Origin of the sequence: Crenothrix sp., from assembly GCF_043729335.1 — a bacterium.
GTDB lineage: Bacteria > Pseudomonadota > Gammaproteobacteria > Methylococcales > Methylomonadaceae > Crenothrix.
Map to the genome: position 1 here is coordinate 1 of NZ_JAYTLQ010000040.1, position 18,836 is coordinate 18,836.

The 18,836-nt window shown below is 43.7% G+C and carries 19 protein-coding genes; 10 read left to right on the plus strand and 9 right to left on the minus strand.

What is annotated here, in order from left to right; genetic code table 11:
• Positions 1-52 precede the first annotated feature (52 nt).
• Together ACHZC4_RS08770 and ACHZC4_RS08775 are read right to left on the minus strand one after the other, a co-directional pair.
• Complete coding sequence (locus tag ACHZC4_RS08770; RefSeq protein ID WP_394753456.1) at positions 53-337, minus strand: hypothetical protein; 285 nt, start codon at positions 335-337, stop codon at positions 53-55.
• 30 nt (positions 338-367) lie between these two features.
• The gene (locus ACHZC4_RS08775; protein WP_394753457.1) at positions 368-649 is read right to left on the minus strand and encodes a hypothetical protein; all 282 of its coding nucleotides are present in this window, start codon (positions 647-649) and stop codon (positions 368-370) included.
• Between the two features lie 127 nt (positions 650-776).
• Between ACHZC4_RS08775 and ACHZC4_RS08780 the strand changes: the two genes are divergently transcribed.
• A complete protein-coding gene (locus ACHZC4_RS08780) occupies positions 777-1,376 on the plus strand; it encodes a type II toxin-antitoxin system HicB family antitoxin (protein ID WP_394753458.1) in 600 nt (199 codons plus the stop codon).
• Between the two features lie 103 nt (positions 1,377-1,479).
• Here the strand turns inward: ACHZC4_RS08780 and ACHZC4_RS08785 are convergent, their stop codons facing one another.
• Both ACHZC4_RS08785 and ACHZC4_RS08790 read right to left on the minus strand, forming a co-directional pair.
• Positions 1,480-1,920 (minus strand): VOC family protein, encoded by a 441-nt coding sequence (locus ACHZC4_RS08785; protein ID WP_394753459.1) that lies wholly within the window; start codon positions 1,918-1,920, stop codon positions 1,480-1,482.
• A 2-nt stretch (positions 1,921-1,922) separates the two neighbouring features.
• Positions 1,923-2,504: a DNA-3-methyladenine glycosylase I gene (locus ACHZC4_RS08790; RefSeq protein WP_394753460.1), complete on the minus strand. Its 582-nt coding sequence runs from the start codon at positions 2,502-2,504 to the stop codon at positions 1,923-1,925.
• 343 nt (positions 2,505-2,847) lie between these two features.
• Between ACHZC4_RS08790 and ACHZC4_RS08795 the strand changes: the two genes are divergently transcribed.
• From ACHZC4_RS08795 to ACHZC4_RS08810, 4 genes are read left to right on the plus strand one after another with little or no spacing between them, the layout of a single operon-like run.
• Positions 2,848-3,399: a hypothetical protein gene (locus ACHZC4_RS08795; protein ID WP_394753461.1), complete on the plus strand. Its 552-nt coding sequence runs from the start codon at positions 2,848-2,850 to the stop codon at positions 3,397-3,399.
• Between the two features lie 24 nt (positions 3,400-3,423).
• Positions 3,424-3,711: an HPr-rel-A system PqqD family peptide chaperone gene (locus ACHZC4_RS08800; RefSeq protein ID WP_394753462.1), complete on the plus strand. Its 288-nt coding sequence runs from the start codon at positions 3,424-3,426 to the stop codon at positions 3,709-3,711.
• A complete protein-coding gene (locus ACHZC4_RS08805) occupies positions 3,708-4,634 on the plus strand; it encodes an HprK-related kinase A (RefSeq protein WP_394753463.1) in 927 nt (308 codons plus the stop codon). Before ACHZC4_RS08800 ends, ACHZC4_RS08805 begins: the two co-directional genes overlap by 4 nt.
• The gene (locus ACHZC4_RS08810) at positions 4,615-5,721 is read left to right on the plus strand and encodes a nucleotidyltransferase family protein (protein ID WP_394753464.1); all 1,107 of its coding nucleotides are present in this window, start codon (positions 4,615-4,617) and stop codon (positions 5,719-5,721) included. Before ACHZC4_RS08805 ends, ACHZC4_RS08810 begins: the two co-directional genes overlap by 20 nt.
• Here the strand turns inward: ACHZC4_RS08810 and ACHZC4_RS08815 are convergent.
• From ACHZC4_RS08815 to ACHZC4_RS08830, 4 genes are all read right to left on the minus strand, one after another.
• Positions 5,714-7,603 carry an XrtA/PEP-CTERM system amidotransferase gene (locus ACHZC4_RS08815; protein WP_394753465.1) on the minus strand — a complete coding sequence of 630 codons (1,890 nt, stop codon included), beginning with the start codon at positions 7,601-7,603 and terminating at the stop codon, positions 5,714-5,716. The genes ACHZC4_RS08810 and ACHZC4_RS08815 overlap by 8 nt on opposite strands.
• Positions 7,604-7,955: 352 nt before the next feature.
• Positions 7,956-9,404, minus strand: coding sequence for a pyruvate kinase (pyk, locus tag ACHZC4_RS08820; protein WP_394753466.1), 1,449 nt, complete (start codon positions 9,402-9,404; stop codon positions 7,956-7,958).
• 15 nt (positions 9,405-9,419) lie between these two features.
• Positions 9,420-10,433, minus strand: coding sequence for a type I glyceraldehyde-3-phosphate dehydrogenase (gene gap, locus ACHZC4_RS08825; protein WP_394753467.1), 1,014 nt, complete (start codon positions 10,431-10,433; stop codon positions 9,420-9,422).
• A 218-nt stretch (positions 10,434-10,651) separates the two neighbouring features.
• On the minus strand, positions 10,652-11,140 hold the full coding sequence (locus ACHZC4_RS08830) for a flavin reductase family protein (protein ID WP_394753468.1): 489 nt from the start codon (positions 11,138-11,140) through the stop codon (positions 10,652-10,654).
• Positions 11,141-11,290: 150 nt separating this feature from the next.
• On the opposite strand from ACHZC4_RS08830, the gene ACHZC4_RS08835 reads away from it, so the two are divergent.
• The 5 genes from ACHZC4_RS08835 (at position 11,291) to ACHZC4_RS08855 (ending at position 17,760) form a co-directional block, all read left to right on the plus strand.
• On the plus strand, positions 11,291-11,476 hold the full coding sequence (locus ACHZC4_RS08835; protein ID WP_394753469.1) for a type II toxin-antitoxin system HicA family toxin: 186 nt from the start codon (positions 11,291-11,293) through the stop codon (positions 11,474-11,476).
• Entirely contained in the window at positions 11,473-11,871 is a 399-nt protein-coding gene (locus tag ACHZC4_RS08840) for a type II toxin-antitoxin system HicB family antitoxin (RefSeq protein WP_394753470.1), read from the plus strand. The genes ACHZC4_RS08835 and ACHZC4_RS08840 overlap by 4 nt, the downstream gene beginning before the upstream one ends.
• 116 nt (positions 11,872-11,987) lie before the next feature.
• A complete protein-coding gene (locus ACHZC4_RS08845) occupies positions 11,988-13,571 on the plus strand; it encodes an efflux transporter outer membrane subunit (protein WP_394753471.1) in 1,584 nt (527 codons plus the stop codon).
• Complete coding sequence (locus ACHZC4_RS08850; RefSeq protein WP_394753472.1) at positions 13,568-14,698, plus strand: efflux RND transporter periplasmic adaptor subunit; 1,131 nt, start codon at positions 13,568-13,570, stop codon at positions 14,696-14,698. Before ACHZC4_RS08845 ends, ACHZC4_RS08850 begins: the two co-directional genes overlap by 4 nt.
• A gap of 5 nt (positions 14,699-14,703) precedes the next feature.
• Positions 14,704-17,760 (plus strand): efflux RND transporter permease subunit, encoded by a 3,057-nt coding sequence (locus ACHZC4_RS08855; RefSeq protein WP_394753473.1) that lies wholly within the window; start codon positions 14,704-14,706, stop codon positions 17,758-17,760.
• A gap of 33 nt (positions 17,761-17,793) precedes the next feature.
• Here ACHZC4_RS08855 and ACHZC4_RS08860 read toward each other — a convergent pair whose 3' ends face one another.
• A complete protein-coding gene (locus ACHZC4_RS08860; protein WP_394753474.1) occupies positions 17,794-18,675 on the minus strand; it encodes a fructosamine kinase family protein in 882 nt (293 codons plus the stop codon).
• Positions 18,676-18,836: the final 161 nt, after the last annotated feature.

Sequence of the window (18,836 nt, forward strand, 5' to 3'; positions counted from 1 at the left end):
GTTGCAGCAGGTCGTGGTCGCTTAGTCTCATGGGTGATACTGTACAATTTTTTTAGGCGACTTGGTGATTTTTTAATTTAGAGGGGTCTGAATTTTTACTACCTTTATAGCCTTTATATTCAATCAGTATTGGGAAAAATTTTAAATTTTTATCTTTCAGTAGTAGTTTTGTATCAGGACGATTTGCTCCTACCCCACCATTTTTAGTAAAGTAATCAGCAAGTGCTTTGTCTATTTCAGTATTTAAAGATTCTTGTTCTAATTTGTAATCTAACTTATAAGATTTAAGCCAGCCATTAGCTAAATCAGCAATATTTGGCTCTATTGATTGTGCCATTTTCTGTCCTTTTGTTTCTTTGTGCGGTTGCTACATAATGCCGGGCAATATTTGGAATAGATATAATTCCTCGAAAACATCCACGCTTGCATTGGCCAAAACCTCATCTTCCATTTCCAAAATCAAGTCTTTGAGCGATTTCTTTTGGTTGACGAGCTTGTCCATTCTGATCAAGTCGTCAATTTTCCAGCGTTCACTCAAAATGTCAGAAAGTTTTTCGTATGCCGAAGGGATTGTTGGAATATCTTCAAAGTAGTTTGGATCTTTACGGTGATAATAAGAAATACTGTCACCGTTGCTCCACACCCCCATCGGTGCGCCAGTAGCCTTGAATTTGGGCGGGTTTAAATTGCGTGAGTTTGTAGGCAGAATCGCGTAACAATTCGGCTAATGTGATGGATTGGGACATTATTTCCTTCGGATGGAATGCGGTGTAAAAATGAGTGGCAATGTACTACAACGGCAAATACATAGCTATTCTAATGTGAGTTCAGTATTTCGTTTTACGAATCCGAGTAAAAGGGTGGGGATTCATGCTATCTTGCTGCTTTTAACGCAGCGATGGTTTAATCCAAGCAAAAATATTGCTATTGGTACATTGAAAATGTATTTATCACCAAGCAGGTTGGGATTGGAAATGAAATATTCAGTTGTTTTGCACAAAGACCCTCAGTCAGATTACAGCGTTACCGTTCCTGATTTACCGGGCTGTTTTTCCGCCGGAAGCACCATTGAAGAAGCATTATCAATGGCTAAGGAAGCTATAGAGTGCCATATTGAAGGTATGTTTTTGGATGGTGAATTCATCCCAAAATTGCTTCCCTTTGAAGAACATCAAGCCAACCCTAAATACTCGGATGGCATTTGGGGAATTGTCGAAATAGATATAAGCCAATTATCTTCAAAATCCAAACGAGTCAATATCACATTGCCCGAATATCTTTTAAACACCGTTGATAATTATGCAAAAAAACATGGCGAAACAAGGTCTGGTTTATTGGCTCATGCGGTTACGGAATACATAAGAAGTCACGAATAAAATACCGAACAAGAGCTTTTTGTTGAAATTTGTCTTCTCGCAAATCCCAACAAGCCAAGTTCGTGGTTCGATCAACTCACCACGAACGACTTGATTAACTTAATTACCAACTACCCGTATTAACCATAGAAAGCCACGGCTCTTGTGGCGGCAAAGCCTGACCTTTTTGCAAAAACTCAATAGAAATATTGTCCGGCGAGCGTATAAATGCCATATTGCCATCGCGTGGCGGGCGGTTAATCAATACCCCGGCATCCATCAATTTCTGGCAGGTTTCATAAATATCATCCACTTCAAAAGCCAAATGGCCAAAGTTACGGCCTCCGCTATAGTCTTCCGTATCCCAATTAAAGGTTAACTCTATTAGCGGGACATGTGTTTCAAGCGCCTGTTTTTTATCGGCTACCGTACACAAATAGACCAACGTAAAACGCCCCGCTTCACTGTCTATTCTGTCGCATTCAATCATGCCCAACTTAGTACAAAAAAAATCCAGTGATTGTTGTAAATCACGTACTCTTATCATAGTGTGTAAATAACGCATTGTTATTGCTCCTGTTTAGGTTGGTTTAATTGGGCATGTCGATAACAATCAACAGTATGATCATTCACCATACCGGTAGCCTGCATATGGGCATAGCAAATAGTGCTGCCCATAAACTTAAAGCCACGTTTTTTTAAATCTTTGCTGATTAAATCGGATAATGGGGCAGAGGCGGGCAATTCATGATGATTTTTCCAGGTATTTTGTATCGGATTGCCATCGACAAAACCCCAAATATAATCATTAAAACTATCGAACTCCTGTTGAATTTTCAAAAATGCCTTTGCATTGCTGATGACAGAACGAATTTTAAGTTGGTTTCTAACAATATTTGCATTAGTTAACAAGCGACGGATTTTTTCATCGTCGTATTGGGCTATTTTCAAGACATCAAAGTTATCAAAAGCTTGCCGATAACCTTCACGCTTATTTAAAATAGTCAGCCAGCTTAAGCCAGCCTGAGCGCCTTCCAAAGTAATAAACTCAAATAATAAGCGATCATCATGCACCGGAACACCCCATTCCCTATCATGGTAGTGTTCTTCAATGGAAGTTTTAAGTGCCCATGTGCATTTTTTGTTCATAAGTTGTCCTAAAAATTACTGCTATTGTACTGATTATAAAATGACAGAAATAAATCAACTGACTAAAAATGACAAATACTGCTTTTCTATGCCAAAAACTTTAAAAATAGTTAGCCCCTAAAATTTAATTTAAAAATAATAGCTTATAAATCAATCGATTTATATTATTACTCAATAATGGTACGCTATGTGCTATATAAATCCTATAGGGCATAACTCGTTATTTAATGGAGGGGGCGCGAACCTCCTGCTGTGCAATATTTTAAAAGCACGTGTCTTGAAAAGACAGTGAAATAACCTATACTTAAGCCAACTATTTGGCATCTTACTTTGAGGCTTCACAATGAGCAATTCAAACCCGCAATCTGAACTACAAAAGCTAGAAAGTAATGCTGACAAGCTTTCAACACGAAGACGCGCTTTCATTAAAGGTTCTGCTGCGGTATTACCGGTGGTATTAACCTTACGGAATGGTTCTGCTTTTGCGGCAGACAGTATTTCTTGTTTAGCAAAACAAGCCAATATAACGCCACCCACCCTTGCAGCAGCACCTGATGGTTATGTCAGAGACCAAACCGTCTACCGGAATTTAAAAGGCAACGGTTTGAAGATTGATGTTTACCAGTATCCCCAAGGTACAGGAAATTGGTTTCCGGTTACGGAGAACAGTAACAATCAGGCCGCTTCTTACGTGATGGTATCTGGAACCAATAAAATGGTTAAATTTGGCACTACTACTCCCCCATATAATGCGGGTACAGTATTACCGTGTTATGTTTTAGCTCAGCTTAGTCCTAATGGCCTGCGTATTGATCCACCTCAAGCCGGTCCCAAAGGCAGTAACCAGAGTGCTATTGTTACCACCAATTCTTGCATGACTTCACTGGCACATTAATGTTGTCTTATTAGTCTTTAATAGATGAATGAAAGCACGAGGTGGCAAAGCGTTAATCATATAGAAACGTATAGCACCCAAGGCGACGACGATACGATTGTATATAATCCGTTATCTGGTGAAACGCATCAACTGAATTTAATGGCCATTGATGCGTTAAACTTTATGCAGCAACCAGCCAATTTACAATCCTTAACCGATCATATTTGTTTGCTTTATCAATCACCTAACACCGATGAAATAAACCAGCAAATGCGGCAACTTGTTGAACAATTTGATGATCTCGGTTTAATCACAGTTTGCTGGCCATGAATATAGGCCATTATTCGCTACAAGAATTACTGAAAAAAACCTCTTGCACTCAAGGTGTGTGCTTTGATGTCGGTTCATTTACGGTACGGCTGCGCAGTAGCCATAAAGACTTTATCAGCACGTTTCGGCAGTTGTATTTCGACTTTCCGGTTATTAGCGACGATCAGCTGATCGATTTTTTTATCGATATGCAAGCCCCAAAAAGTTTACGACGCTGGATACGACCACAAATTATCGCCCGCATTGATGGCCAGGAACCTTTCCAGCCCTTTGCACCCAGCCATGCTATGCCTTTATTTGAGTGGGCATTAAACTGGTGTATTGCACGTCAGGGACAGCACCAATTAATGCTCCATGCTGCTGTGTTGGAAAAGCACGGTAAAGCCCTTATTTTGCCGGCGTTGCCAGGTTCCGGTAAAAGTACTCTAGCAGGTGCTTTAGCGCAACGCGGCTGGCGTTTTCTGTCTGATGAGTTTTGCTTGATTCACCTACAACATGGGCAAGTCATCCCTATACCTAGGCCAACGCCTTTAAAAAACGAATCCATTGATGTCATCCGTAATTTTGCCGACAGTGTTTTTATTGGGCCGTTATTTGAAAAAACCCGCAAAGGCACTATTGGCCATTTAAGGGCGCCAACGGCAAGCATTGAACGCATGAAAGAAACTGCAACGCCCGCCTGGGTTATTTTTCCACAATATCAAAGTCAGTCTCCGGTAATCCTCGAGCCACTTAACAAGTCGGCGGCCTTTCTTAAATTGGCTACCAACTCGTTTAATTATAGCTTGCTCGGCGATAGTGGTTTTAAGGCTATTAAATCAATAATAGAAAGCTGCGCTTGTTACAATCTTAATTACAGCAACTTAAATGACGTTATTGCCCAACTCGATGCCCTGTCAAACCATGCCGAACCAGCGCTATAAAATAGGTCAAGACTTACTGTTGAGTTGCTTAATAAATCCGCATAGCGTCACTGGTTTTACTGTTCCTCAGTGGTCGCTGTTGCTTAGAATGGCTAAAACCTGCAAGCTGACTGCGCATATTGCGTGGTTGATAGAACAGCATAATCTGGGTCATTGCATACCTGCCAAAGTTGTCAATCATTTTCAGGCTGCACAGGCAATAGTTGTGTACCGTCGACGTATAGCATTTTGGGAGATGAACCGGTTGCAACGCGCTTTGGCAGATTGCAATATTGATATTATCGTCTTAAAAGGCTGCGCTTATTTACTCACCGACATTCCATTTGCTAATGCACGCCTGTTTTCGGATGTCGATATTCTGGTTGAAAAGTCTGCAATTGATCATATCGAACAAAGTCTGCTGGCACAAAACTGGCAAACTTTAACGCTTGATGATTATGATCAAAGTTACTACCGACTTTGGATGCACGAAATACCGCCATTACGCCATGTATCAAGAACAATGGAAGTGGACATACACCACGCCATTATTCCCCCCACTAGCGATTTACAGCCTAATCCAATGTTGTTGATTCTGGATGCTATTGGGCTGGATAACAGTCGATTTAAAATTTTATCACCTTGCGATATGGTATTGCACAGCGCGGTGCATCTGTTTTTTGATTCTGACCTTAGCAACAAGCTGCGTGATTTGGTGGATTTAGATCAGCTGTTAAAGTATTTTGATGCGAGGAATGTCGGTTTTTTTGAGAAGTTGCTAAAGCGTGCCGAGGTGTTGGGCTTGCAACGACCACTGTATTATACGTTGCGTTATAGTCATCAGTTACTTGCTACGCCTATTTCCAATGATATATTGCAGCGCAGCCAAATCTCCGCTCCTTGCACGCCAATAAAGATGCTTATGGATGCTTTAATACCGTTAGCTTTATTGCCAGAACATCCGGATGAATCTTCGCAAACAGTAAGATTCGCACGCTGGCTGCTTTACGTGCGTTCGCATTATTTACGTATGCCTCTTAAGCTGCTGATACCGCATCTGGCACGTAAAAGCCTGATGCGGTTTACTTCCGTACAAAGCGTTAACTAGCGTTACGCAAAAACGCATCAAACATCAACAAGCTCCATATTGCCGAGCTGTAATCGCGTAAGCCGCTTTGATGCTGGTTGAGCATGTGCAGAATAAAATCCTGATTAAATAAGCCGCACTGCTGGATTCTTTCCCCTAACAGCGCTTTCTTTACCTTGTCTTTTAAAGCACCTTTAAACCAGGCAGTTAACGGCACAGAAAAGCCCATTTTCGGGCGGTATAAAATCTCATTGGACAAGTACTTTTCTAAAGATTTTTTGAAAATATATTTGCCTTCCCCGCCGTTAAGCTTCATTTCAGGTTGCAGTCCCGCTATCCATTCCACTAGTTTATGATCCAGCAAGGGTACGCGCACTTCCAAAGCATGCGCCATGCTGGCGCGATCCACTTTGGTTAAAATATCGCCGGGTAAGTAAGTTTTAAGATCCAGATATTGCACCACTGATAAAGGATTGTCAGTTGGTGCTTTAGCCATGTGCTTTCTAAACACTTCGATAGCTTGATAACCTTGCAGGTCAGTCTTTAGTTGCTCACTGAACAGTTGGTTACGTATTTCATTGGACAGCACTGATACGCTATGAAAATAACCTTCTACCGAGTCTCTCGCTAGCGATTCAAAGGTTGATTTAGCGCGAAATATTTTTGGTGCCCAATCGGCTTTAGGATAGATTTGCCCTAATAAACCAAATACCGGTTTTCTTACCGAGTAGGGTAATTTTGAGCGCACCCGCTCTTCATACAAGTGCCAGCGGTGTCGTCGATAACCGGCTAAATTCTCATCGCCTCCATCGCCGGACAATACCACGGTCACCTGTTTTTTGGCCAACTCACAGACCCGATAGGTAGGTAAGGCCGAGCTGTCGGCGTAAGGCTCATCATAAAGTCCAGCCAATTGTTCAAGTAGGCTAAAATCGTCAGGATCAACTTGTTCAACACGGTGGGAAGTGTTGTAGCGTTTGGCAACTTGCGCGGCAAACTTGGCTTCATTAAAAGCAGGATCGCCAAAAGAGATTGAACAGGTATTAACCGGATCAGGCGATAACCCAGACATCATGGCCACAACAGCACTGGAATCTACTCCGCCCGATAAAAAAGCGCCTAACGGTACATCGGCAACCATGCGGATTTTTACCGCTTCACGCAACCGCTCTACTAGCTCATCAGCTATTGCCTGTTCTTTTTGAATGGGTCCGGGGGCGAAATTTATATCCCAATATTGACGCGGCTGATAAATGTCACTGCCATGGGTGATGGTTAAACAGTATCCGGGTTCTAATTTATAAACGTTTTTGTAAATGGTTTTGGGGTCGGGAATATAGCCAAAACCAAAATAGTCTTCAACCGCAGTCGGATCCATTGTTTTAGAACATTGCGGATGCTGCATTAATGCTTTTAATTCAGAGCCAAAAATAAATTGCCCGTTCGCCAATTCTGTATAAAAAAGCGGTTTAACACCAAGGCGATCTCTTGCTAAAAACAAGCATTGCTGATCTCGATCCCAAATAGCAAAGGCAAACATACCGCGAAATTTGTTTATGCAAGATTCGCCCCACGCTTGCCAGGCATATAAAATAACTTCGGTATCACAATGGGTATCAAAACTATAGCCTAATGATTCCAGCTCTTGCCGTAACTCAATAAAGTTATACACTTCACCGTTGTAAGTGATGATCACATTTTTATCGCGGCTGACCATGGGTTGTTGTCCGCTGGCCAGATCAATAATCGATAAGCGCCGATGGCCGAATCCCAATCCTGGTTCAATATACAACCCGCCTTCGTTTGGCCCTCTATGGAACTGGATTTCATTCATTCCAGAAAGCAAATCGCGGTTGATTTCACGTTTTTCTCTTATATCAAAAATACCGACAATACCGCACATAATGCATTGAGTCCTGTTATAAAGATTGAATCACAAATCGGTAAGTGTCGGCTTGAAGAGCAATCCGGGGCACTTATTTGCTTTACCTAGCTTTTTAAAGTTAGCAGCAAATAATATAGTACAAATTTTTACTTTCGGCAGATCAAGTGTGCTGTTAGAAAAGGATCAAATCAAGGGATAAGGCTTGCTATTGATAGCAGTAAGTTTCAACGCTGAACGCGATAAGAACTAAAAAAGAGGATAAGTATTGATTTCAAGCGCATATTATCAACGAATTGACATTGGCTTATGTAAGGCAGGGAACCTTGTAGAAGAAACCGAGTGTTACTTCTACAAGGTGTTGTGTCGCAGGTTAGGGTGTTAAACCTTGGCCGACAATAATAACTTTTAACGCGTTAGTACCGCCTTCTACGCCATTTAAATCGCCTTTGGTAATAATGAACTTATCACCGTCCTTGGCCAAGCCCCATTTACGTAATTCTTTCACTATATCCCGATTAACTTCGGCATGATCGTTATGTTCTTTTAAAGTGAAATGAAGCGGAAAAACACCACGGAATAAGGTCACTTTACCCAGGGTTTTTTCACGGCCGCTCATAGCAAAAATAGGAATACCGGAACTGATTCGGGACATCCACAACGGGGTTGAGCCTGATTCAGTTAAGGCAACAATACCCTTAATTTTAGTATGGTTTGCCATATACATCGCAGACATAGCAACGGCTTCGTCATCACGTTCAAACTGGATGTTAACGCGGTGATCAGACATACGGACGCTAGGCTGTTTTTCGGCTTCCAGGCAAATACGATCCATTGCTTCAATCGCTCTGACAGGATATTTACCAGATGCCGTTTCTGCCGATAGCATAATCGCATCGGTACCGTCATATACCGCATTGGCCACGTCAAACACTTCGGCGCGTGTGGGGATCGGATTGTCAATCATCGATTCCATCATTTGCGTTGCAGTAATGGCAACACGGTCAAGCTCGCGAGCGCGTTTAATGAGTTGCTTTTGAACGGCAGGTAAATTAGCATCGCCAATTTCAACACCCAAGTCGCCACGCGCCACCATCACCGCATCAGATGCGAGTATGATTTCGTCCATAGCGCTGGGTACAATGGCTTCTGCGCGTTCTACTTTGGCCACGATACCGGCATAACAGCCCGCAGCGTGCAATAAACGACGCGCTTCGTGAAGATCTTCAGCGCAGCGTGGAAAAGATACCGCCACGTAATCACATTCCATCTTGGCGATAGTGAGGATATCTTCTTTATCTTTATCGGTTAAAGCTGCCGCAGAAAGACCGCCCCCTAACAAATTAATACCTTTGTTATTGGACAAATCACCAGCGACAACCACTGTACAATTAACGCGCATGTTAACGACATTGACGACATCCAGGACAATACGGCCATCGTCGAGTAATAACCGGCTACCCGGTACAACTTCCAGGGCTAAGGGTTCGTAGGTAATACCGACTTGGGTATTATCGCCGGCTAACGGGTCAAAGTTAATATCCAAAGCAAAATCCTGACCTTCAATAAGGTTTACTTTGGTGTCTTTAAAACGTGCAATACGAATTTTAGGGCCTTGCAAATCAGCAAGAATGCCTACGCGCCGTCCCACTTTTTGGCTAATCTCACGAACGGCTTGCGCTCTATCGATATGATCTTGTGCGGAGCCATGCGAAAAGTTCATACGAACCACATCGACACCCGCTCTAATCATCTGCTCAAGAACGCCTGGCTTGTCTGACGCAGGTCCCAATGTTGCTAAAATTTTGGTTCTTCTTAACATTAGGCTATTGAATCCTTATTTGGCGTTAAATAACGCAACAGTGGTGTCTAGCATACGGTTTGAAAAACCCCATTCGTTATCGTACCAAGACAGGACTTTAACAAAATTACCGCCGGTAACTTTGGTTAACGCAGACTCGTAGATTGAAGAATGTGGGTTGTGGTTAAAATCTGATGATACTAATGGCTCATCATTGACAGCCAAAATACCTTTTAAAGAATCTGCCGCAGCAGCTCTTAACACGCTGTCGACTTCTTCTTTGGTGGTGTTGCGTGAGGCTTGGAAGCACAAGTCAACAACAGAGACGTTAATCGTCGGTACGCGCATCGCGAAACCATCCAGCTTGCCTTTCATTTCAGGCAATACCAAACCTACCGCAGCGGCTGCACCGGTTTTGGTTGGAATCATGGATTGAGTAGCAGAGCGGGCACGCAGTAAGTCACTGTGATACACGTCAGTCAATACTTGGTCATTGGTGTATGAGTGGATTGTTGTCATCAAACCGTGATCCACACCGATGGCATCCATCAATGGTTTAACTAAAGGCGCTAAACAGTTGGTGGTGCAAGAAGCGTTAGAGATAACGGTATCAGACGCTTTTAAGGTATTGTCGTTAACGCCGAATACAATCGTGGCATCAACATCGTCACCGCCCGGTGCGGAGATGATTACTTTTTTGGCACCAGCCGCAATGTGGGCAGAGGCTTTGGCTTTGCTGGTGAAGAAACCAGTGCATTCATGGACCACATCAATGCCTAATTCTGCCCAAGGTAATTTAGACGGATCTCTTTCGGCAAAAACACGGATTCTGTCGCCATTAATAACAATGTAATCACCGTCAACACTGACGTCAAACGGAAATTTGCCATGAACGGTATCATATTTTGTCAAGTGTGCATTGGTTTTGGAATCGCCTAAGTCATTAATAGCAACCACTTGAATTTCATTGGTGCGGCCTGACTCGTACAACGCACGCATGACATTTCGGCCGATGCGTCCATAACCGTTAATTGCAACTTTAATTGGCATTGAGTTTCTCCAGAAGGTGAAATGAAAACTTAAAAAAGAAGGGTGAAAATACCCATAAAGCTTTAGAGTATACCAAAATTTGTAGTCTTTAGTCTACGTGGTGGCAGGGCTTAATTATAATTTGTCAATACGACAGCAGTATTAAATCGATTTGTTTGAGACGCTGTATTTAGCGTGGATGCTGAGTATAAGCTTGGCCTATATAGCAGGCAGCATGCTTATTCATCAGTGCTTAGTTGTCGATAAGCGCCGCGATAATATAGCAACGGATCACCGCTACGACTGATGGCTTCCATGACTTCGCCGATGATAATCCAATGCGTACCTGCTGCAATTTTTTCAACCACTTTGCACTCTAGCGACATAATGCTTTCCGTGAGCACAGGTGTGCCGTGTGGGCCGATTTCCCAGGTGGTATTTGAAAAGCGTTGTTCTTGATTGCTACCGCCAGAAAAATTATTGGAATCGGCTTGTTGGTCGGCATTTAACACATTAACAGCGAACGCGCCGCTAACATCAATATTTTCGCCGGTATCGGCAGATTGATTAATACACACCAATATTTGTGGCGGTTGTGCAGAAACACTGGAAAATGCCGTTACTGTCATGCCGCGGACGCCGTGTTTTTCTGATAGTGTAGTGACTATGGCGACACCACTGGCCCACAGTTGTAAGGCTTTTTTAAAATCATCTGCATTTGCCGCCATTGATTACTCCATAAATAAATATTTGCGTTTTAGGCCTGCTTTGCTGATGTGAAACAACGCAAGCCTGTGGAACATTAACACTATTTTAGCACTATTAGCACGGCTGTTCTGCTCTTTGCAGTCTTAAAAATCATGGTTATAATAACTACCATGAACAGTAGAGAATTGATTAGACAATTACAAAGCGATGGCTGGACATTGCGTGGCATCAAAGGCAGTCATCATATCTTTGTGCATCCGGCCAAGCCAGGGCATATCAGTGTGCCGCATCCCAAAAGTGATTTGGGTAAAGGCTTGCTGAGTAAATTATTAAAACAAGCGGGGTTAAAGGTATGAAGTTTATTATTGCGATTGAACCAGGCGATGAAAATCATGCTTTTGGTGTGGTGGTATCGGATTTACCTGGCTGCTTTTCGGCGGGTGATACGCTGGATGAAGCGTTTGATAATGCCCGTGAGGCGATTGATTTATGGTGTGAAACCGTGATTCAGGATAATGGGATGATTCCGGCGGGTAAGAGTTTGGCACATCATCAGGCCGATCCTGAATTTGCGGGCTGGATATGGTCCGTTGTAGATGTACCGGTTGAGCGCTATATGGGACCTGCTGAAAAAATCAATATTACCCTGCCAAGAATGTTATTAAGTCATATTGACGATTATGCCAAAGCCCACGGCATTAGCCGCAGCGGTTTTTTGGCACAAGCTGCACAGCAAGCCATGCGGCAATGATGACCATCAACCAGCTCAATTGGGTGTCACCCTAAGTATTGTAATAATGCCATGCTACAATTATAGAGCATCAAGCTATCTAGCTACTGTATTGCCTAACCTGTAATGGAACAAACATGGTATTTCAAAAAGCAAGGGCTACTCACAAGCCTATTGCAGCGAGCAGTGCGTTTATTATTTTTGGTTTAATTATTTTAAGTTCATTGCTTTCCGGCTGTATGGTAGGGCCTAATTTTAAAAGACCTATCGGCCCCAGTTTAAAAACTTATAAAACTAACGGGCACAAACCAAACAATTCTTTAACTGCAATCGCTCAGCAAAAACTGATATTGGGTAAAGATATTCCACGGCAATGGTGGACGGTGTTCCGTTCGCCGCAACTGAATCAGCTCATTGAAAAGGCAATTAAAAATAATCCTAATCTGCAAGCTGGGCAAGCTGCACTCGCTCAAGCGCAGGAAAATGCATTTGCCCAGCGCGGCGCATTATATCCTTCTGTAGATGCTTCTTTTAAAGGCAATCGACAACAGGTGTCTGGTGCCCAGTTCGGTAACCCCAGTTTTAAGGGTTCGGTGTTTAATCTGTATAACGCGTCCGTTCAAGTCTCTTATACGCTGGATGTTTTTGGCGGTATCCGGCGGCAGATTGAAAGCTTGAAGGCACAAGCAGAATACCAGCGCTTTCAGCTAGAGGGTGTGTTTTTAACATTAGCCGCTAATGTGGTCACTACTGCCATCGAAGAAGCCAGTTTACGGGAGCAAATTGCGCTTACCGAAGAAATTATCCGCACCCGTGAAGATCAACTGAACATTACCCGGCAGCAATTTGAGTTGGGTACCAGTTCAAAAGCCCCCTTGGTTGCTCAACAAACCGATCTGGCACAGCTACGCACAACCTTGCCGACATTACAGCAACAGCTCGCAGTTGCACGGCATCGTTTATCGGTATTAGTCGGTGACTTGCCCACACAAGAAGAGGCCAGTCAATTTCAACTGGCTGATTTAACCTTACCTGATGACGTACCGCTCAGCTTGCCATCCAGATTAGTTGAGCAACGCCCGGACATTCGTGCGCAAGAGGCCGTATTACATGCCGCCAGTGCGCAAATTGGCGTAGTGCAAGCCAGTATTCTTCCCGATTTCACCCTGAATGCCAATATCGGCACTATTGCTACGCAAGTAGGAAACCTATTTATGCCCGGTAGCTTGATCTGGAGTGTTGGCGGTAATTTATTACAGCCGATTTTTAAGGGCGGGGAATTTGTCCATAAAAAACGTGCAGCGCTAGCCAGTTATCAAGAAGCGGCCGGATATTACAAAAACACCGTATTACAATCTTTTCAGAATGTGGTGGATGTGCTGAGTGCTTTAGAATTTGATGCCGCGCAATTACAAGCTCAGGACAACGCTGCACAGGTGGCTCTAGAAAATGTCGAGCTGACCCGTCAGCAATTTCAGTTGGGAGCAAGCAGCTATTTGCCGCTGCTCGATGCGCAAAGAAGCTATCAGCAAATACAGTTAGGACAGATTAAAGCGAAGGCCATGCGCTTAGCGGATACCGCTGCTTTGTTTCAAGCTTTGGGTGGTGGTTGGTGGAATCGGCCGGAAATTGCCGCACCCACTAAACCTATCAAAAAAACTAAAAGCGCCATGCCCTGGTTAGACCCTATTAAAGAAACCTTTCAGGAAATCCAAAAATGATTAAACGCATGCTCATTATGCTGCTTATTGTCGGGCTGTTGCTGGGGGGGATTTTTGGCTTTATCCGTTTTAAAAATCAGATGATTAAAAAATTCATCACCGCAGGAGGCGTGCCGGTACAAACCGTGTCTACTACCATAGCTTCGGCAATAGCATGGACGTCTGGACTGGAATCAGTGGGCACTGTGCGTGCTGTGCAAGGCGTAGAGGTCAGCTCGGAAATTGCCGGCATTGTAGAGCGCCTTTATTTTCAGCAGGGCGATAATGTTAAAGCCGGTACAGCGTTGCTGCAATTACGCGACAAAGAGGAACGGAGCAAATTAAAGTCATTAACCAGTGCCGCTGAAATAGCCCGTATCACCTATAGCCGCGATCAATCATTGCTGCGCGTTAATGCTATTAGCCAGCAGATTGTTGATAACGACAAGGCAAATCTTGATATTGCACTGGCTAATATTGCTGAGCAACAGGTGTTAATCGCTAAAAAACGCATAGCTGCACCCTTTGATGGCAAGCTCGGTATTCGTAATGTGGATGTAGGGCAATATCTGAATGTGGGTACACCTATTGTTAGTTTGCAGACGTTGCAACAAGTGTATGTCGATTTTTTTATGCCCCAGCAGGCATTGGCTAGCTTAAAAACCGGGCAACAGGTTGTGGTAAAAACCGATGTTTATCCAGAACTGACGTTTCCTGGCGAAATTTTAGTCATCAACCCTACTGTGGATGAAAAAACCCGAAATGTTAAAGTGAGAGGGCTATTCGCAAATTCTGCCCATAAGTTACTGCCGGGTTTATATGTTACCGTCACTATTGCCACTGGCCGCGAGCAGCATTTTATTACTTTACCACGCACAGCAATTAGCTTTAACCCTTATGGGGCGCTAGTGTATAGAATAGAAAATAAGGGCAAGGACGATAAAGGCAATCCTAAGCTGCTAGCCAAACAGGTTTTTGTAACGACGGGCGAAAGCCGCGGCGATCAAATTGCGGTTATTAAGGGGTTGCAGGAAGGCGATACTATTATTACTTCCGGGCAGATTAAGCTACGAAATGGTTCGGCGGTGCGTGTGGATAATAGCGTACAGCCGAAAAACGATGCTGCGCCTACTCCAATCGACCGCTAAGCTCTATGAATATTACTGATATTTTTATTCATCGTCCGGTATTGGCCACTGTTGTCAGTATGATATTGCTGGTATTAGGCCTGCGGGCTTTGGCTAGTTTGCCGGTATTGCAGTATCCGCGCACGGAAAATGCCGTAGTCACCGTTACTACAGCGTATTATGGCGCTGATCCGGATGTTATCGCCGGATTTATTACCACACCCTTAGAAAACATTATTGCAGAAGCTAATGGCATAGATTACATCACTTCCAACAGCCGAAGTGGCATTAGTACCATTACCGCTAATTTACGGTTGAATTTTGATCCTAATAAAGCCCTGACTGAAATCAATTCCAAAATCAGCTCAGTGTTAAACCAGTTGCCCCCTGAAACCCAGCGTCCTGTAGTGAGTATTTCTGTAGGTCAGACCATTGATGCCATGTACATTGGTTTTTCCAGTGCCAGTCTACCGGCGAATAACATCACCGATTATTTAATCCGCTCGGTACAGCCCAGATTGCAAGCCGTGGAAGGCATTCAAACTGCGGAACTTTTAGGCGGTAAGAATTTTTCCCTGCGGGTGTGGTTAGACCCCAATAAGCTGGCAGCTTATAGTTTAACGGCATCGGATGTTAAAGATGCGTTGCTTAAAAATGACTTTATCGCCGGATTGGGCGCCAGCAAAGGCCAAATGGTGCAGGTGAATTTAAGCGCCTCGACCAGTTTGCATTCGGTCACTGAGTTTGAAAACCTGATTCTTAAGCAAACTGATGGCGCCATCATGCGTCTTAAAGATGTCGCCCGTGTAACCTTGGGTGCCGATGATTACGATGCCAGCGTTAGTTTTGATGGCAACAAAGCGGTTTATATTGGTTTAAAAGTGGCGCCCAGTGCTAACTTATTAGAGGTCATTGGCCGGGTTCGCGATGTTTTTCCGGATGTACAAGCCCAGTTACCCGAAGGCATTCATGGTGAAATTGTTTACGATTCTACTAAATTTGTCGACAGCTCCATCCACGAAGTCATACACACCTTGTTAGAGGCTTTGGTGATTGTTGCGCTGGTGGTGTTTGCTTTTTTGGGAGCGCCGCGTTCCGTACTTATTCCGGTAATCGCGATTCCGTTGTCCTTAATTGGCACTTTTATTTTAATGCTGGCGCTAGGGTTTTCAATTAATTTGTTAACGCTACTGGCTTTGGTGCTGGCGATTGGTCTGGTGGTGGATGATGCCATTATTATCGTCGAAAATGTTAACCGCCATCTCGAAGAAGGTATGCAGCCTATACCTGCTGCACTGCTTGCCGCCCAGGAACTTACAGGGCCTATTATTGCCATGACCATTGTACTGGTGGCAGTTTATGTGCCGGTGGGTTTTCAGAGTGGCTTGACCGGCGCTTTGTTTTCAGAGTTTGCTTTTACCGTGGTTGGCGCGGTAACGGTTTCAACTATTGTGGCTTTAACCTTGTCACCGATGATGTGTTCCAAGTTGTTAAAGCCGCACAACGCTGACAATAAAGGTCTGGAACAGCGTCTTGTGCAATTGATTGACCGCAACTTTGAGCGCATAAGCCAGCGTTATGCTAAATCATTGCATGGATCACTTAATTATTTACCGGTTACCAGTGTATTTGCCGCCCTTATTTTGGGTAGTATTTATTTTCTGTACAGCAGCTCTAACAGTGAGCTGGCACCGCAAGAAGACCAGGGTGTTATTTTTGCTTTTTCTACGGCGGCGCCCGATGCTACGCTAGAGCAGCGCCTGCTATACGCTGAGCAGGTCTACAAAAAATTTGTGGGTCATACAGAACACGATCACGTTTTTCAATTGGATATGCCCGGGCAATCCATATCGGGATTGGTGTTAAAGCCGTGGGAGCAGCGTAGCCAAACCAGCAACCAGTTGCAACCTATTATTCAAGAAGAAATGAACCAGATTGCAGGCGTCAGTGTGGCCGCGTTTCAACCGCCACCACTGCCAGGCAGTAGCGGTTTGCCTGCGCAGTTTGTTATTGGCAGTACCGAATCTTTTGAGCAATTACATACGGTAGCACAGCAGTTTATGCAAGAGGTGCAGGCCAGCGGCATGTTTATCTTTTTAGATACTGATTTAAAATATGACCAACCGCAAGCCCGTGTTGATATAGACCGTGATAAAGCGGCGTTATTAGGGTTAACCATGCAGGATATCGGCTCTTCGCTGTCTTCAATGTTGGGCGGTGGTTATGTGAATTATTTTAGTATGGCGGGGCGTTCTTATAAAGTAATTCCCCAAGCGCAGCAACAGGCGAGGCTAAATCCACAACAGTTAAGCAACTACCGCATACGTGTTGCCGATGGCTCTACCGTACCTATATCGACGTTTGCTACACTCAGTACGCAAACTGTGCCGCAATCGTTAAACCATTTTCAGCAAATGAACGCCGCTACGGTTTCTGGTGTGCCTTTTCCGGGGGTCACCTTAGGTGATGGCATTGCGACGATGAAGGAAATTGCTGCGCGGGTATTGCCACCGGGTTATACCATTGATTTTGGTGGGCAGTCGCGGCAACTGGAACGTGAATCCAGCGGTTTTGTATTTACGTTTTTATTTGCGATTATCATTATTTTTTTAGTGCTGGCTGCCCAGTTTGAAAGCTTCCGTGATCCATTAATTATTCTGGTTTCGGTGCCGATGTCGATTGCGGGTGCTTTGGTGTTTATTGCTTTAGGCATAGGCGGGGCTACGTTAAATATTTATACCGAAGTGGGCTTGGTGACGCTGATGGGTTTAATCAGCAAGCACGGTATTTTAATTGTGGAGTTTGCCAATAATAAGCAAAAACAGGGTTTTTCCAAACGTGATGCGATTGAATCGGCAGCCCGTACGCGTCTTCGACCTATTTTGATGACCACAGCCGCCATGGTTTTGGGCGTATTACCGCTTATTTTTGCCACCGGTGCAGGCGCAATATCACGCTTTAATATGGGATTGGTAATTGCTACCGGTATCTCTATTGGCACTTTGTTTACGCTGTTTGTAGTGCCTGCGGTGTATTTGTTAATTGGTGAAAATCATACAAAGCAAGCTACTCAAAATAAGTAGATTAAATGGCGCACACCGTGGTTTTAAAAGCAGTTAGCGAATCTCGGCAATAAGCTGCGCCATAATGTTTTCGGCTTGTTTTAAATAGCCTCCACCAAACATATTCAAATGATTTAAAATATGGTAAAGGTTATAAAGATTTTTTCGGGTTTTATAGCCTTCATCCAAAGGCCAAACCTGTTGGTAACTGGCATAAAAATCATCACTGAAACCGCCGAATAACTCGGTCATGGCTATATCGGCTTCCCGGTCGCCATAGTAACAAGCCGGATCAAATATGACCGGTTGCCCTTGCTTATCAACAGCAGCATTGCCAGCCCATAAATCGCCATGTAGCAACGAAGCTTGGACAGCGTGTCCGGCAAATAACGCGGCCATATCGTTGCAAAGTTGCTCACCCAACGTTTGTAAACGTCCATCGTAGCCGTTTTTTACTGCCAGATTTAATTGAAATACAAGGCGATTATCGCGCCAAAAACTCTGCCAATTCTGTTGCGGCGTGTTAATTTGTAGAGTAATGCCAATGGTATTATTTCTAGACCAGCCATAATAGCCTTGGCATTTTTGATGTAGCAACGCCAGTTGCTGGCCTAGCAATTTATCTGAAACCTTGCTGGCTCTGCTAAACTCAATATATTCCAACACTAAAAAAGCTTGGTGGTCTGTTTTGCCATAAACAATAGGATGAGGCACAGCAATAGTGTCGGTGTATGCTATTTCTTGCAAACCCACAAACTCCGCTTCAAACATGGTGATTAAATCACTGCTGTTTAATTTTATAAAATAAGATTGATCGGCGCTTTTTAAATGATAGGCCGCATTAATGTCTCCGCCGCTGAGCGCTTGAGCAGAGATAATTTTAAACGCGTTTCCCGTTGCTTGTTCAATGTGTTTTGAAATTAAATGCCAATTCATAAGGTTACCATTACAAAATTTTAGGCAAAGGTATTAATATGGAGACTTGTTTGAATAAAATGGATAGATAATACACCGCTGGAACTCCTGTGATTTTGAAGTGTATTAAAACTTGGCCTGCAAGGGTGCTGTGTATTCTACCCATTTTATGTTTTGCCGAT

Excerpts from the sequence above, each read along its gene's own strand:
- pyk (WP_394753466.1), bottom strand. The coding sequence starts at position 9,404 with ATGTTAAGAAGAACCAAAATTTTAGCAACATTGGGACCTGCGTCAGAC.
- ACHZC4_RS08815 (WP_394753465.1), bottom strand. The coding sequence starts at position 7,603 with ATGTGCGGTATTGTCGGTATTTTTGATATAAGAGAAAAACGTGAAATC.
- ACHZC4_RS08795 (WP_394753461.1), top strand. The coding sequence starts at position 2,848 with ATGAGCAATTCAAACCCGCAATCTGAACTACAAAAGCTAGAAAGTAAT.
- ACHZC4_RS08860 (WP_394753474.1), bottom strand. The coding sequence starts at position 18,675 with ATGAATTGGCATTTAATTTCAAAACACATTGAACAAGCAACGGGAAAC.
- ACHZC4_RS08840 (WP_394753470.1), top strand. The coding sequence starts at position 11,473 with ATGAAGTTTATTATTGCGATTGAACCAGGCGATGAAAATCATGCTTTT.
- ACHZC4_RS08835 (WP_394753469.1), top strand. The coding sequence starts at position 11,291 with ATGAACAGTAGAGAATTGATTAGACAATTACAAAGCGATGGCTGGACA.
- ACHZC4_RS08780 (WP_394753458.1), top strand. The coding sequence starts at position 777 with ATGAGTGGCAATGTACTACAACGGCAAATACATAGCTATTCTAATGTG.
- ACHZC4_RS08775 (WP_394753457.1), bottom strand. The coding sequence starts at position 649 with ATGGGGGTGTGGAGCAACGGTGACAGTATTTCTTATTATCACCGTAAA.
- ACHZC4_RS08845 (WP_394753471.1), top strand. The coding sequence starts at position 11,988 with ATGGTATTTCAAAAAGCAAGGGCTACTCACAAGCCTATTGCAGCGAGC.
- ACHZC4_RS08830 (WP_394753468.1), bottom strand. The coding sequence starts at position 11,140 with ATGGCGGCAAATGCAGATGATTTTAAAAAAGCCTTACAACTGTGGGCC.
- gap (WP_394753467.1), bottom strand. The coding sequence starts at position 10,433 with ATGCCAATTAAAGTTGCAATTAACGGTTATGGACGCATCGGCCGAAAT.
- ACHZC4_RS08805 (WP_394753463.1), top strand. The coding sequence starts at position 3,708 with ATGAATATAGGCCATTATTCGCTACAAGAATTACTGAAAAAAACCTCT.
- ACHZC4_RS08810 (WP_394753464.1), top strand. The coding sequence starts at position 4,615 with ATGCCGAACCAGCGCTATAAAATAGGTCAAGACTTACTGTTGAGTTGC.
- ACHZC4_RS08790 (WP_394753460.1), bottom strand. The coding sequence starts at position 2,504 with ATGAACAAAAAATGCACATGGGCACTTAAAACTTCCATTGAAGAACAC.
- ACHZC4_RS08785 (WP_394753459.1), bottom strand. The coding sequence starts at position 1,920 with ATGCGTTATTTACACACTATGATAAGAGTACGTGATTTACAACAATCA.
- ACHZC4_RS08850 (WP_394753472.1), top strand. The coding sequence starts at position 13,568 with ATGATTAAACGCATGCTCATTATGCTGCTTATTGTCGGGCTGTTGCTG.
- ACHZC4_RS08770 (WP_394753456.1), bottom strand. The coding sequence starts at position 337 with ATGGCACAATCAATAGAGCCAAATATTGCTGATTTAGCTAATGGCTGG.
- ACHZC4_RS08800 (WP_394753462.1), top strand. The coding sequence starts at position 3,424 with ATGAATGAAAGCACGAGGTGGCAAAGCGTTAATCATATAGAAACGTAT.
- ACHZC4_RS08855 (WP_394753473.1), top strand. The coding sequence starts at position 14,704 with ATGAATATTACTGATATTTTTATTCATCGTCCGGTATTGGCCACTGTT.